The organism is Rhodovulum visakhapatnamense, assembly GCF_004365965.1.
Classification (GTDB): Bacteria; Pseudomonadota; Alphaproteobacteria; order Rhodobacterales; family Rhodobacteraceae; genus Rhodovulum; species Rhodovulum visakhapatnamense.
Map to the genome: position 1 here is coordinate 379,429 of NZ_SOEB01000001.1, position 14,003 is coordinate 393,431.

Below are 14,003 nucleotides of genomic sequence, written 5' to 3' on the forward strand. Positions count from 1 at the left end.
AGGCTGGGACTTGACTTGAGGCGCCCGGCAGGTCGGGACTTGACTTGAGGCGCCCGGCAGGCCGGGACTTGACTTGGGGCGCCCGGCAGGCCGGGACTTGACTTGAGGCGCCCGGCAGGCCGGGACTTGACTTGGGGCGCCCGGCAGGCCGGGACTTGACTTGAGGCGCCCGGCAGGTCGGGACGACACCGAAAGGCGGATATGGACGGCATCACCCAACTTGTGCCGCGCGACAGGTTCCTGCCGCTCTGCCCGCGCGAGACCCGCGTCGGGCAGGCGCGGCGGGCCGGGATCGAGATCGAGTTCGGCGGGCTGACCGAGGCCGAGGCCGCCGAGGTCGTTTCGCGCACGCTGGGCGGCAAGGTGCGCGAGATCGCCGCCCATGACCTCGAGGTCGACACCACCGGCTGGGGCGCGGTCTCGATCTGCCTCGACACCGCCTTCCGCGACAAGGCCGGCAGCGCCCTGGCCGATCTGGGGTTGCAGCTTGGCCGCGCCGTGGTCCCGGTCGAGGTGGTGACCCCGCCCCTGTCGCCCGAGCAGCTGCCCGAGGCGGACCGGCTGCGCGGGGCGCTGCGCGCGGCGGGTGCGCAGGGCAGCCGCGAGGGGATGTTTCTCGGGTTCGGGCTGCATCTGAACCCCGAGATCGCCAGCCCCGAAGCCGCCGATCTGGTGCCCGTCGTCCGGGCCTTCGCGCTGATCGAGGACTGGCTGCGCAAGGCCGACCCGATCGACCCGTCGCGGCGGCTTCTGCCCTTTGTCGATCCCTATCCGCGCAGCTTCGTCGACCGGCTGGCCGCAGCCGGGCGCGGCTGGTCGCGGGACGACTTCGTCGACGCCTATCTGGCCGAGACGCCGACCCGCAACCGCGGGCTCGACATGCTGCCCTGCCTTGCCCATCTCGCGGGCGACCGGGTGGCCCAGGCGCTTGGCCCCGGCGCCGACGCGGTCGGGGCGCGGCCCACCTTCCATTACCGCCTGCCCGATTGCCGGATCGACGAACCCGGCTGGCGGCTGGCCTATGAATGGAACCGCTGGGTGATGGTCGAGCGGCTGGCCGCCGACACCGCCGCGCTGGAAGGGCTGGCCGCCGACTGGCTCGACTACCGGGCGGCGCTGACCACCACCCGGTCGGACTGGTTCGACCATCTCGACCGGGTTCTCTGCGGGCTGGAGCTTTGGGACGGCGCATGCGGTTCGGACGCCACGACCGGCCGCTGATCGCGGTGACCACCTCGTCCCGCTCGGGATGGCGTGTGTTCCCGCTGGTGGCCTTCAACCTCTGGCTTGCGGGCGGGCGCGGGGTGCGCTGGGGCACCGGGCGCAGCGCCGATATCGACGGGGTCGACGGGCTGATCATCGGCGGCGGCGACGACATCTCGCCCGATCTCTACGGCATGCAGCTGGTGACCTCGGCCCGGCTCGACCCGGCGCGGGACGCGCTGGAACGGCGCCTGGTCGAGGCCGCCATCGCCCGCGGCAAGCCGGTTCTGGGGATCTGCCGCGGCGCGCAGATGCTGAACGTCGCGCTCGGCGGCACGCTCGACCAGGACGCCTATGGCACCTATACCGCCTCGAAACGGGTCTGGACCGTCCTGCCGCGCAAGGCGGTGACCGTCCTGCCCGGCACCCGGCTGGCGCAGATCGCAGGCCCCCGCCCGATGCGGGTCAACGCGCTGCATTCACAAGCCGTGGCGCGGCTCGGCGAGCATCTCGAGGTCGCGGCGCGCGACCGGGGCGGCATGATCCAGGCGGTCGAGCGGCGCCGCGATCCCTTTGCCCTGGGGGTCCAGTGGCACCCCGAACATCTGTTCTATGCCCGCCGTCAGCGCGCGATCTTCGCGGCCCTGGTCGCGGCGGCGTCGGCGATGCGCGGCGCCCGCGGCCAATGGAAGGCCGTCGACAGGTTTCTGGAACAGGCGAGACTGGACTAGATCGGCCAGAAAAGCGACCGTCCGGGCGACACTGGACGCGGCGGTGCAGCGGTGCAGGAAGAGACCTGGCGAGAAAAGACAACTTGGTGATATATGTTCTGAGGCCCGCAGCGCAATACCGCATTCCGGCACAGGGCCTCTGTGAAAAATGACGTGGTTTTGGCAACGGAAAATCCGCGGCTCCACGTTATAGAGACCGGCGCGCGAACATGAGCCAAACCCGCAACCCAGGACGGAGACCTGCAATGCACAAGATTCTTCTGACCGCCGCTCTGGCCGCGCTGCCGCTGGCGGCCTCGGCGGCCGACGTGAAGGACGACGTCGTCGAGGCCCGCCAAGGCTATTACAGTCTGCTCGGCGCCAACATGGGCACCCTCGTGTCGATGGTCAAAGGCGAGACCGACTATGACGGGGCCAAGGCGCAGACCGCGGCCGACAACATGCTGACCCTCACCCGCTACAATGTCGGCCATCTCTACATGCCCGGCACCTCGAATGCCGACATGCCCGGCCGCACCGATGCGCTGCCGAAGATCTGGGAAGACATGGCCGGCGTTCAGGAAAAAGGCATGGCCTTCGTGAAGGCGGTCGAAAACCTCAACGAGGTCGCCGGGCTCGACAAGGGCGAACTGGCCAAGGGCGTGCAGCAAGTCGGCGGCACCTGCAAGGGCTGCCACGACGACTACCGCGCCAAGCACTGAGACTGACCTGAGGATCGCACCATGAAGGATACAAGCACCGCCCCCGCCGACACCGAAACCCTGCAGACCGTCCGGATCTGGGACCCGCTCCTGCGCCTCTTCAAATGGGCCTTGACGATCTCTGTCATCGCGGCCTGGGGCCTGGGGCATTTCGGCCCCGACCAGATGACCCTGCATTTCTGGTTCGGCTATGCGGTGCTTGGCCTTCTGGCGTTCCGGCTGCTCTGGGGCCTCTGGGGCCCCGAGCATGCCCGGTTCTCAAGCTTCGCCTACGGTCCCTTCTCCATCCTGAAATACGTCTTCGGGATGTTCCGCCGGAAACCGTCCTACTGGCCGGGGCATAACCCGGTGGGCGGGCTTTTCGTCTTCATCCTGCTGGGCGCGCTGCTGCTGCAGGCGGGATCGGGCCTTTTCGTCGACCCCGACGACTACATCAATGTCGGCCCGCTGGCGAAATACGTCGGTTCCGAAACCACCCGCGCCGCGCTGAAATTCCACATCCAGATGGGCTGGGTGGTGCTGGGGCTCGTGGCGCTGCACGTCGCGGCCATCGCCTTCTATTCCAAGTGGAAGGGCGAAAACCTGGTGACGCCCATGATCACCGGCAAGAAGACCGTCCGCAAGGATCTCTGAACGACAGCTACGCGCCCGGGGCCTCGCCGAGGCCCCGGAGCGGCGCGCTTTCCGCCGTCCCCGGATCGACCGTCCCGCAAGCCCGGCATCCGCCCCAAGGTCGCCCCAAGGCCGCCCCCGCCCCCTTCATTTCGTCCTTTTCCCCTCCGGCCGGGCGGCTTAGAGGACCGGCATGACTTACGATGCGATCATCCTCGGAGCCGGGGCTGCCGGCCTTCTGGCGGCGGCCACCGCCGGACAGGCGGGGGCGCGCGTGCTTCTGCTCGACCACGCCGAGGCGGCCGGAAAGAAGATCCTGATCTCGGGCGGCGGGCGCTGCAATTTCACCAATACCGGCGCGGGCCCCGGCAATTACCTGGCAGAGAACCCGCATTTCGCCAAATCGGCCCTGGCCCGCTATACCCAATGGGATTTCCTCGCGCTGGTCGAGCGCCACAGGATCGCCTGGCACGAAAAGACCCTGGGGCAGCTGTTCTGCGACGGCTCGGCCCGGCAGATCGTGACCATGCTGCTGGACGAATGCGCCCGCGGCGGGGTCGAGATCCGGCTCTCGACCCCGATCGGCGAGATCGGCCATGGCGACGGGCTCTTTCGCGTGGCGGGCGCCACGGCGCCGCAGCTGGTTCTGGCCACCGGCGGCCCCTCGATCCCCAAGATGGGCGCGACCGGCATCGCCTATGACATCGCCCGGCGCTTCGGGCTGGGGATCGTGCCGCCCAGACCCGCGCTGGTGCCGCTGACGCTGGGCCCCGATGCGCAGGACCTGACGGGCATTTCGGGGCTGTCCTGTCCCGTGACGGCGCGGGTCGGCACGGCCAGTTTTACCGAGGCCGCGCTTTTCACCCATCGCGGCCTGTCCGGCCCGGCCATCCTGCAGGTCTCGTCCTACTGGACACCCGGCGCGCCGGTGACGCTGACGCTGGTCGAGAACGCGGCCGGGCGCCTGCGCGCGGCACGGCACAAGGCCCCCCGCGCCCGGCTCCGCGCCGCGCTGAGCGAGATGCTTCCGAACCGGCTGGCCGAGGCGATGGCCGCCCGGATCGGGTTCGGGACCGAGCTTGGAAACACCTCCGATGCCGAGATCGACCGCGCCGCCGCCGCACTTGGCGGTCTTACGCTCTTCCCGACCGGCACCGAGGGCTATGCCAAGGCCGAGGTGACCGCGGGCGGCATTTCGACCGCCGGGCTGTCCTCGCGCACCATGGAGGCCACGGCCGTTCCCGGGCTTTACGCCATCGGCGAGGCGGTCGATGTCACGGGCTGGCTGGGCGGCTACAATTTCCAATGGGCCTGGTCCTCGGCCCGGGCCGCAGGCGAGGCCATCGCCGCCCGGTGCCGAAGCTGATCGCGGCGCCGGGCCGGGTCGTCGGCTGACGCCCGGAGACGCCCGGCCGACCTGAGGAACCGGCGGGCTAGTCGAGCCCGTCGATCCCCAGCCGCTCGCGCATGAAGGCCAGCGCGACCGACAGCCCGTCGGGGGCGATGCCGTGGCCCGTGCCCTTCATCACATGGGCATAGACCTCGAAGCCCGCGCCGCTCAGCGCATTGCCGGCTTCGGGCAGGGATTCGACGGGCACCACGTCATCCGCATCGCCATGCACCAGCAGAACCGGCGGGCGCGAGACGGCTTCGTCCTCCAGCGTCTCGGGCGCCAGCAACCGGCCCGAAAAGCCCACCACGCCCGCGACGGGCGCGGGACGGCGCGGGGCGACATGCAGCGCCATCATCGTGCCCTGGGAAAAGCCGAAGAGAATGACGTTTTCGGGCGCGACGCCTTCTTCTTCCAGCACCGCGTCGAGCCAGGCATTGAGGTCGTCGACCGCGCGCCGCATGCCCGCTTCGCTTTGTTCCTCGGACGAGCCGTCGATCCAGGGGATCGGGAACCACTGAAAGCCGAAGGGCACACCTTCGCAGCGCTCGGGCGCATCGGGGGCCAGAAAGGCCGTGCCCGGCATATGCGGCCCCAGCGGCTGTGCGAGCCCCAGCAGATCGGCCCCGTTCGCGCCATAGCCGTGCAGGAAGATCACCAGACGGTCGGTCCGGCCCCTGGCCGCACCCGCGCGCCCCGATTCAAGCACCCGTGTCACCTGATCCCCTCCCTGTCCTTGGCCACCCGGTAGTAGGCCCAAAGCGCCCGCGCCGCAACGGCCCGCCACGGCGCCCAGGGCTCGGCCAACTGACGCAGGGCGCGTTCGCCGGGCCGGTCGGGCAGGTCGAACAGAAGCCGCGCCGATTCCTGCAGCGCGAGATCGGCGGGCGCGAAGACATCGGCCCGGCCAAGCGAGAACATCGCGTAGATCTCGGCGGTCCAGCGACCGATGCCGGGAACCGCGACCAGCGTGGCGATGACCTCTTCGGTGGGTTCGGTGCGCAGCGCGACAAAGTCGATGCCCGCCCCCGCCAGCGCGCGCGCATAACGGATCTTCTGGCGCGAGAGCCCGCAGGCGCGCAGATCCTCGTCGCTGGCCCACAGGATCTTGCGCGGGCCGGTCAGCCGCGCGGTCTTCATCCGGGTCCAGATCGCATCGGCCGCCGCGACCGAGACCTGCTGGCTGACGATGGCCGACAACAGCGCCTCGAACCCGTCCTTGCGGCGGCGCAAGGGCAGCGGCCCGGTCAGCGCCAGCGCCTGGGCAAAGCGCGGCTCGACCGCCACAAGATGCGCCGCGCCTTCGGCCACGCAGGCCTCGGTTTCGATGATCCGTCCCACCATGGACCGGACGATAGGCCCGCGCGCCGCGCCCGCCAAGAGCCATCCCGTCCGCGCCCCGGCACGTCGCCGAAATAGCGGCTTCCCCCCTTTACGCCGCCGCGCTAGGTCAGAGGCCATGACCATGGATATCGCCCCCTCCCGCGAAAGCAGGCGCGCCCGGCGCAATGTGACCGTTCTGGTGCTGGCCCAGGCGTTTCTGGGGGCGCAGATGTCGATGATCTTCACCGTGGGCGGGCTGGCCGGGCAGACGCTTGCGCCCAATCCCTGTCTCGCGACACTGCCGATTTCGCTGATCGTGCTGGGGTCCATGCTGTCGGCGGGGCCGCTGTCGGGCTTCATGCAGCGCGCCGGGCGGCGGGCCGGGTTCCTGCTGGGCATCGCCGGTGGGGCGGCTGGCGCGGGCATCGCGGCACTGGGGCTGTATCAGGGGTCCTTCGGGCTTTTCCTCGCCGGGTCGTTGCTGACCGGGCTTTATATGTCGGCGCAGGGCTTTTACCGCTTCGCCGCCGCCGACACCGCCGAGGGCACGTTCCAGCCCAAGGCAATTTCCTACGTGCTGGCGGGCGGGCTGGTGGCCGCGATCCTCGGGCCGCAACTGGTGAAGGTGACGGCCGAGGCGATGGTGATCCCGTTTCTCGGGACCTATCTGGTCGCCATCGGCATCAACCTGTCGGGCGTCCTGCTGTTTGCCTTTCTCGACATCCCGCGCCCGCCGCCGCACGATCCGGCGCATCACCGGGGCCGGAGCCGGGCCGATCTGCTGCGCGATCCCGCCATCGCCGTCGCCATCATCTGCGGGATGGTGTCCTATGCGCTGATGAACCTGGTGATGACCTCGACCCCGCTGGCGGTCGTGGGCTGCGGCTTCGACACCGGCACCGCCGCCGATATCGTCACCGCCCATGTGCTGGCGATGTATGTGCCCAGCTTCTTCACCGGCCATCTGATCGCCCGCTTCGGCGCCCGGCCCATTGTGGCGCTGGGGCTTGCGATCCTCGCCGCTGCGGGTGCCGTGGCGCTGACCGGCGTCGAGATCGAGAGCTTTCTGATGACGCTGATCCTTCTGGGGATCGGCTGGAATTTCGGCTTTATCGGCGCGACCGCGATGCTGGCGCAGTCCCACGGACCCGAAGAGCGCGGCGCCGTGCAGGGGATGAACGATATCCTCGTCTTCGGCGGCGTCACCCTGGCCTCGCTGGCCTCGGGCGGGCTGATGAACTGTTCGGCCAGCTCGGCGCAAGAGGGCTGGATGGCCGTCAACATGGCCATGGTGCCGTTCCTGGCGCTTGCGGGCGGCGCGCTGATCTGGCTGACCCTGCGCCCGAAGGACGAGACCTGAGGCCGCCCGCATCCGGCCCCCTTGGCGGGACCGGATGTGGGCATCGAAAGTGGACTACCCCAGGACCGAGGCGACGGCGCGCGCGGTCACGTCGACCACCCGGTCGGCCTCGTCGCGGGTCAGGCACAGCGGCGGGGCAAAGCCGACGATGTCGCCCTGCGGCATCGCCCGGGCGATCACGCCCTCTTTCAGCATCGCGGCCACCACGGCGCCCGCGACCTTGCCCGGCGGGTCGTAGAAGGTCCGCGAGCCCTTGTCCTCGACCAGCTCGACCGCACACAGCATCCCCTCGCCGCGAATGTCGCCGACATGGGCGTGCTCGCTCAGCGCGGTCTGCATCGCAGTGACGAAATAGCCGCCCGTCTCGGCCGCGTTCTTCACCAGCCCCAGATCGTCGATCAGCTTGAGGTTGGCGACACCGGCCGCGGCGCCGATGGGATGGGCGGAATAGGTCCAGCCATGGCCGATGGGGCCGAATTCATCGGTGCCCTGTTCCAGAACCGTCCACATCCGGTCCGACACGATCGACCCCGACAGCGGCGCATAGGCCGAGGTCAGGCCCTTGGCGATGGTGATGAGATCCGGTTTCAGCCCGTATTTCAGTGACCCGAACATCTCGCCCAGACGGCCGAAGCCGGTGACGACCTCATCGACGATCAGCAGGATGTCGTGCTTTTGCAGGATCGGCTGGATCGCGTCCCAATAGCCTGCGGGCGGCGGCACGATGCCGCCCGTGCCCAGCACCGGCTCGCCGATGAAGGCGGCGATGGTGTCAGCGCCTTCACGCGCGATCAGCGCCTCCAGCTCGGCCGCGCAATGGGCGACGAAATCGGCCTCGGTCATGTCGAGATCGGGGCGGCGGAAGTAATAGGGCGCCTCGGTATGCAGGATCGGCGCCAGCGGCAGGTCGAACTTGTTGTGGAAGCCCGCAAGCCCCGTCAGCGACCCCGTCATCAGCCCCGAGCCGTGATAGCCCCGCCAGCGGCTGACGATCTTCTTCTTTTCGGGCCGGCCGAGCACGTTGTTGTAATACCAGACAAGCTTGATGTTGGTCTCGTTGGCATCCGATCCGCCAAGCCCGAAATAGACCTTGGACATGTGGTCGGGCGCGCGGTCCATGACCATCTTGGCCAGCGTGATCGAGGCCTCGGTGCCGTGGCCCACATAGGCGTGGTAGTAGGACAGCTGGCGCGCCTGTTCGGCGATGGCCTCGGCGATCTCGGTTCGCCCGTAGCCCACATTCACGCAGTAAAGCCCGGCGAAGGCGTCCAGCAGGCGCGTGCCGTCGCGATCCTCGATGAAGACGCCCTGCCCGCCTGCGATCACCCGTTCCGGGGCCTCGCCGCGCGCGAACTGCGCCAGATGGGTGGAGGGGTGGAAAAAGCTCTCCCGATCCCACTGTTCGAGCATGTCGTTTTTCAGCATACGCGGTGTCCTTTCTTCCGGCACCGGCGCCGCAGGCGCGGACGGCCGATGCGTTTCGGTCCGGGGCATGCGTGGCCCCCACTCGTCCCATCCCTACCCCAAGCGGGACCGGGTCTCTACCCCGCCGCCCGGAAAGGCGGCAGAACGCGCCGTCGGTCATGTGTTGCCGGGGGGCGCCAAGGCTCGGCCCTTGACGGGGAAAACCGGCTTCTGTCTGATCGGGCGCATCGCCCCCCTTCCCCTCTCCGCCCCGGCCCGTCCGGCGGCGGCCTGCCGCGAGGAGCCATCCGCCCATGACCGAAGAAATCGTCCAGTTCGGCTATGCCGCCGAGGGCCGCGCGCCCTTTTCCCTGCCCGAATACGGGCGGCGGCTGGGGCTGGTGCGCCGGGCGATGGCGGAAAAGGGCATCGACATCCTCTTTGTCGAGGACCCCTCGAACATGGCCTGGCTGACGGGTTATGACGGCTGGTCGTTCTATGTGCATCAGGGGGTTCTGGTCTTTCACGACGCCGACCCGATGTGGTGGGGCCGCCAGATGGACGCGAACGGCGCGGTGCGCACGGTCTGGATGGCGGGCGCGCATATCACCCATTATTCCGACGCCTATGTGCAGTCGACCGAACGCCACCCGATGCAGAACCTGGCCGAGCTTCTGCGCGATCTGGGCTATGGCGCCCGGCGGATCGGGGTCGAGATGGAGAATTACTATTTCTCGGCCAAGGCTTATGTGACGCTGCGCGATGCCCTGCCCGAGGCGTATCTGGTCGATGCAACCGCTCTGGTGAACTGGCAGCGCACGGTCAAGTCCGACGAGGAACTCGACTTCATGCGCCGCGCCGCCTCGATTTCCGAACGGATGATCGACGGGGTTCTGGACCGGATCGAGCCGGGCCTGCCCAAGAACGAACTGGTGGCCGATCTTTACCGCGACGCGCTGGCGGGCAATGGCGACTGGGGCGACTATCCGGCCATCGTGCCGCTTCTGCCCTCGGGCAAGGATGCCTCGGCCTCGCATCTGACCTGGGACGGACGGCCCTTCGAAAGCGGCGAGGCCACCTTCTTCGAAATCTCGGGCTGTTACCGGCGCTATCACGCGCCCTTCTGCCGGACGATCTTCCTGGGCGAGCCGCCCGATTACATGCGCGCCGCCGAAGCCGCGCTGATCGAGGGGATCGAGGCCGGGCTCTGGGCCGCGAAGGCCGGCAACCGCGCCTGCGACATCGCCAATGCGCTGGCCGCGCCCTTGGAACGGGCGGGCATCCGGCGCGGCGCGCGCTGCGGCTATCCGGTGGGGCTCAGCTATCCGCCCGACTGGGGCGAGCGCACGATCTCGCTGCGCGAGGAGGACGACACCCTGCTGGAGCCGGGCATGACCTTCCATTTCATGCCGGGCCTCTGGATGGAGAACTGGGGGCTCGAGATCACCGAGTCGATCCTGATCCGCGAGGACGGCCCGGCCGAGACCCTGTGCAACCGCCCGCGCAAGCTCTATGTGAAACCCTGATGACCCGGCTTGACGATACCTGCGCGATCCTCGCCGATCTGGTGGCCTTCCCCACCGTCTCGTCGGACTCGAACCTTGAAATGATCGTCCATATCGCCGCGCTTCTGGGCGATCTGGGCGCGCGGGTGGACCTTTTTCACGACGCGACCGGGCACAAGGCGAACCTCTTCGCAACGCTGGGGCCGCGCAACACCGATGGCGGCATCGTGTTGTCGGGCCATACCGACGTGGTGCCGGTCGCCGATCAGGACTGGTCGACAGACCCGTTCACCCTGCACGAGGCCAGTGGGCGGCTTTACGGGCGCGGCACCTGCGACATGAAGGGGTTCATCGCCGCCTGCCTGGCCATGGCGCCGGTGTATGCCGGGCTCGACCTGAAACGGCCGCTGCATTTCGCCTTTACCCATGACGAGGAGGTCGGCTGTCTGGGCGGCCAGGCGCTGGTGGCCGAGCTGGCCGCGCGCGACCTGCGCCCGGGCATCGCCATCGTCGGCGAGCCGACCGAGATGCGCATCGTCGAGGCGCACAAGGGCTGCTGCGAATACACGGTCGAATTTCACGGCCGCGAGGGGCACGGGTCGAACCCGCCCGCGGGCGTCAACGCGGCCGAGGCGGCGGTGCGCTATGCCGCGCGGCTGCTGGCACTGGCCGACGAGCTGAAGGCCCGCGCCCCCGAGGACAGCCCGTTCGAGCCGCCCTGGACCACGATCAATCTGGGCCGGATCTCGGGCGGGCATGTGCATAACGTCATCCCCGGCCGGGCCGAGATCGCCTGGGAGATGCGGCCCGTGCAGGCCGACGACATCGCCCATGCCAAGGCGGCCATGGCCTGCGAGGTGGCGTCGCTTCTGCCCGCGATGCGCGCCGTCGCCCCAGAGGCCGATATCCGGACCCATGTGGTGGGCGAGGTGGTCGGGCTCGAGCCGATGCCCCACAGCGCGGCGCGCGCGCTTCTGGCCGGGCTGACCGGCCAGAGCCGGGCCGAGGCGGTGCCCTTCTCGACCGAGGCGGGGCTTTTCCAGAGCCTTGGCTGCGCCGCCGCGGTCTGCGGCCCGGGGTCCATCGCCCAGGCGCACAAGCCCGACGAATATGTCAGCCGCAAGCAGCTGGCCCAATGCCTGGCGATGCTGGAAGGTCTTGCAGGCGTGCTGACCGCCTGACCACGCCCGGCCTTACTGGATCGCCTTCAGCCCGGGATAGGCCGCGCGGAAGCCTCGATAGGCCTCGTCGAAAGCGTCGGCCAGCGCGGGCTCGGGCGCCACGGTGCGGGCAATGGCAGGCGGGGTCATCTCGGTTTCGGGCGCGGCCCCGCTGGCCGCCACCCGGCCCAGACGCGCGGCCCCGAGGGCTGCGCCAAGCTCGCCCCCGGCCGGCACCTGCAAGGGCACGCCCAGCACCGTCGCGATCAGCCGCAGCCAGTAGTCCGACCGCGCCCCGCCGCCGATCGCCAGCAGATGGCCCAGATCCGCCCCCGCACCCCGCAGCGCCTCGGCGCAGTCGCGCAGCGCGAAGGCCACGCCCTCCAGCACCGCGCGCGTGAGATCCGGCAGCCCGGTCTCGGCCCCGAGCCCGGTGAAGGCGCCGCGGATCGCCGCATCGTTATGGGGCGTGCGCTCGCCCGACAGATAGGGCAGGAAGCGCACCCGCCCCGGCGCCTTCAACGCCTCGCCCAGGGCACGGGTCAGGTCGGCCGGGCTCTGGCCCGAGATCCGCGAAAGCCAGTTCAGACTGTCGGTCGCCGACAGGATCACCCCCATCTGGTACCACCGCCCCGGCACCGCATGGCAGAAGGTATGCAGCGCGTTGCCCGGGTCGGGCCGGTAGCCGTCCCGTGCGGCCAGCAGCACGCCCGAGGTCCCGAGCGACACGAAGCCCTGCCCCTCGGCCAGTGCGCCGGTGCCGCAGGCCGCGGCCGCGTTGTCGCCCGCGCCGCCCGCGACCACGGCACCGGGCGCAATGCCCCAGCGCGCGGCCAGCTCGGGGCGCAGCGTGCCCGCCGGGTCCGAGCCCTCGACCAGTTCGGGCATCTGGTCGCGGCGCATGTGCCCGGCCTCCAGCAGCGCATCCGACCAGTCGCGGCGCCCGGTGTCGAACCACGAGGTTCCGGCGCTGTCGGACATGTCGGCGACCGCCCGGCCGGTCAGATAGAGGTTCAGGAAGGCCGCGGGCAGCAGTACCTTGGCCACCCGCGCGAAGGCCTCGGGTTCGTGGCGGCGCACCCAGTCGAGCTTGGGCGCGGTAAAGCCCGGAAAGACGATATTGCCCGAGGTCTCGCGCATCCCCGGCAGCGCGTCGAGCCGTGCCGCCTCGGCATGGCTGCGGGTGTCGTTCCAGAGGATGCAGGGCCGGATCGGGGTCATCGCCGCATCGAGCAGCGTGGCCCCGTGCATATGCCCCGAGACGCCGATGCCGCGCACGCGCGCCATCGCTTCGGGAAAGCGGGCCGCCAGATCGGCCATCACGGCCTCAAGCGCCGCGATCCAGTCGGCCGGGTCCTGTTCGGACCAGCCCGGATGGGGATGCGCGACCCCACAGGCGCGCTCGGACGCGCCGACCGGCTGCCCTGCCGCGTCGATCAGCAGGGCGCGCAGCCCCGAGGTCCCCAGATCCAGTCCCAGCGCCCCGCCCATGCCGTGCCTCCCTCTTGCCGCGTCCTGTCCCGGGCGCAGCCTAGCCGCCCGTGGCAGGGCTTTCCAGCACGGCGCGCCCGGTCGGGGCCGCCGTCCCCGGCCACCGGATCGATCCCGGCCTCGCCCGGGGCGCGGCGACAGTTACCGCCCGCAGCCCACGAGCGACCGTCACCCATGGGCAACGGCCGGGCGCGCCTGGCCTGACAGATCGACCTCGGTCCCGTCGGAAAAGGCAAAGCCCCCGGGTTCGCCCATGCGCCGGGTCCCGCCCGGCGCGCATGGACCGCGCGGTCGCTGTCGTCGATCGGCTGCGGCCTCAGTGGCGGAAAGGGGGGCGGTGGCGGCCAGAATGCCCGGCATCGGCAGCAGCGCCCGGCAAAGCCGGTCAGCTCTCATCCGCAATCCCCCTTGCTGTCAGGCCCGGCCGGGCCGCGCGCGTCGCCTTGAAGCTGAAGGCGCGACGGACCCGCGCCCCCCGGCCGTGGGTGGTTCGCTCAGGTCCCGGTCTTCTCGCAGGCGGTGCCCCAGGCGCCCGATCCAAAGCCGCACACGACGCCCCGCACGCGGCAGATCGCCGAAACGTCGTCGCCGTCGCCCGCCAACACCGCCTTGGTCGCGCACATCCCGGCCCAGATCGGCAGCTTGTCCCCGGCGATCCGGTTCCGGCCGCATTCGCGGAACTCGGCATCCGACATATCCTCTTCGGGACCTCCATGGGGCATTGTTGCAGAACGCCCGCCGTGAAGGATTCACACCACGACTCCCCGCGGTTGGACGGATGGGACGAGCAAGCCCGAACCCGCCCGCCACCGCACGGCGACCCGGTCCGCCTGTCGAGCCATCGCGGCGCCATCCGGTTCGGACCCGATGGCGAGGGCTGCGCTGCGCAAGCGCGGGGCTCTGATGGTCCGGCGGGACAAGAAGATGGCGTGGCACGCGCCGCATAAGGGCCGTCCAGGACGCCCGCCGGTCTTCTCGGATGCGGCAATCCGGTTCTGCCTGTCGATCGGGGTGCTGGTCAAGCCGCAGCTCAGGCAGACCGCCGGGATGGTCGCGAGCCTCCTGCGCCTGGCCGGGCCCGATTGGCCGGTTCCGGACTGCCCGACGCTCTTCCGGAGGCAGA

The 14,003-nt window shown here is 70.0% G+C and carries 13 protein-coding genes and 1 pseudogene; 9 read left to right on the forward strand and 5 right to left on the reverse strand.

The window, feature by feature from the left end:
• Positions 1-201: 201 nt before the first annotated feature.
• The 5 genes from EV657_RS01780 to EV657_RS01800 all read left to right on the forward strand — a co-directional run bounded on the left by EV657_RS01780 (position 202) and on the right by EV657_RS01800 (position 4,613).
• A complete protein-coding gene (locus EV657_RS01780) occupies positions 202-1,221 on the forward strand; it encodes an amidoligase family protein (RefSeq protein WP_134076938.1) in 1,020 nt (339 codons plus the stop codon).
• Entirely contained in the window at positions 1,191-1,934 is a 744-nt protein-coding gene (locus EV657_RS01785) for a gamma-glutamyl-gamma-aminobutyrate hydrolase family protein (protein WP_134076939.1), read from the forward strand. The genes EV657_RS01780 and EV657_RS01785 overlap by 31 nt, the downstream gene beginning before the upstream one ends.
• 245 nt (positions 1,935-2,179) lie before the next feature.
• A complete protein-coding gene (locus tag EV657_RS01790; RefSeq protein ID WP_075786297.1) occupies positions 2,180-2,635 on the forward strand; it encodes a c-type cytochrome in 456 nt (151 codons plus the stop codon).
• Positions 2,636-2,656: 21 nt separating this feature from the next.
• The gene (locus tag EV657_RS01795) at positions 2,657-3,268 is read left to right on the forward strand and encodes a cytochrome b/b6 domain-containing protein (protein ID WP_134076940.1); all 612 of its coding nucleotides are present in this window, start codon (positions 2,657-2,659) and stop codon (positions 3,266-3,268) included.
• Positions 3,269-3,440: 172 nt separating this feature from the next.
• Complete coding sequence (locus EV657_RS01800) at positions 3,441-4,613, forward strand: BaiN/RdsA family NAD(P)/FAD-dependent oxidoreductase (RefSeq protein WP_134076941.1); 1,173 nt, start codon at positions 3,441-3,443, stop codon at positions 4,611-4,613.
• Positions 4,614-4,680: 67 nt separating this feature from the next.
• On the opposite strand, the gene EV657_RS01805 is transcribed toward EV657_RS01800, so the two are convergent.
• Entirely contained in the window at positions 4,681-5,355 is a 675-nt protein-coding gene (locus EV657_RS01805; protein WP_075786294.1) for an alpha/beta hydrolase, read from the reverse strand.
• Entirely contained in the window at positions 5,352-5,981 is a 630-nt protein-coding gene (locus tag EV657_RS01810) for a DNA-3-methyladenine glycosylase family protein (RefSeq protein WP_134076942.1), read from the reverse strand. The genes EV657_RS01805 and EV657_RS01810 overlap by 4 nt, the downstream gene beginning before the upstream one ends.
• A gap of 115 nt (positions 5,982-6,096) precedes the next feature.
• Between EV657_RS01810 and EV657_RS01815 the strand changes: the two genes are divergently transcribed.
• Positions 6,097-7,320 carry an MFS transporter gene (locus EV657_RS01815; RefSeq protein WP_134076943.1) on the forward strand — a complete coding sequence of 408 codons (1,224 nt, stop codon included), beginning with the start codon at positions 6,097-6,099 and terminating at the stop codon, positions 7,318-7,320.
• Positions 7,321-7,374: 54 nt separating this feature from the next.
• Here EV657_RS01815 and EV657_RS01820 read toward each other — a convergent pair whose 3' ends face one another.
• Complete coding sequence (locus EV657_RS01820) at positions 7,375-8,745, reverse strand: aspartate aminotransferase family protein (protein WP_134076944.1); 1,371 nt, start codon at positions 8,743-8,745, stop codon at positions 7,375-7,377.
• Positions 8,746-9,038: 293 nt separating this feature from the next.
• On the opposite strand from EV657_RS01820, the gene EV657_RS01825 reads away from it, so the two are divergent.
• Positions 9,039-10,250 carry a M24 family metallopeptidase gene (locus EV657_RS01825; protein WP_134076945.1) on the forward strand — a complete coding sequence of 404 codons (1,212 nt, stop codon included), beginning with the start codon at positions 9,039-9,041 and terminating at the stop codon, positions 10,248-10,250.
• On the forward strand, positions 10,250-11,410 hold the full coding sequence (gene argE, locus EV657_RS01830) for an acetylornithine deacetylase (protein WP_134076946.1): 1,161 nt from the start codon (positions 10,250-10,252) through the stop codon (positions 11,408-11,410). The genes EV657_RS01825 and argE overlap by 1 nt, the downstream gene beginning before the upstream one ends.
• A gap of 12 nt (positions 11,411-11,422) precedes the next feature.
• Here the strand turns inward: argE and xylB are convergent, their stop codons facing one another.
• Together xylB and EV657_RS01840 are read right to left on the reverse strand one after the other, a co-directional pair.
• Positions 11,423-12,880 carry a xylulokinase gene (gene xylB, locus EV657_RS01835; protein ID WP_134076947.1) on the reverse strand — a complete coding sequence of 486 codons (1,458 nt, stop codon included), beginning with the start codon at positions 12,878-12,880 and terminating at the stop codon, positions 11,423-11,425.
• Positions 12,881-13,374: 494 nt separating this feature from the next.
• A pseudogene (locus EV657_RS01840) lies at positions 13,375-13,593 on the reverse strand (formate dehydrogenase); the annotation flags it as partial.
• 154 nt (positions 13,594-13,747) lie between these two features.
• Here EV657_RS01840 and EV657_RS01845 point away from each other — a divergent pair.
• Positions 13,748-14,003 (forward strand): transposase (locus EV657_RS01845; RefSeq protein WP_208323199.1); only part of this gene is annotated, 256 nt, incomplete at its 3' end.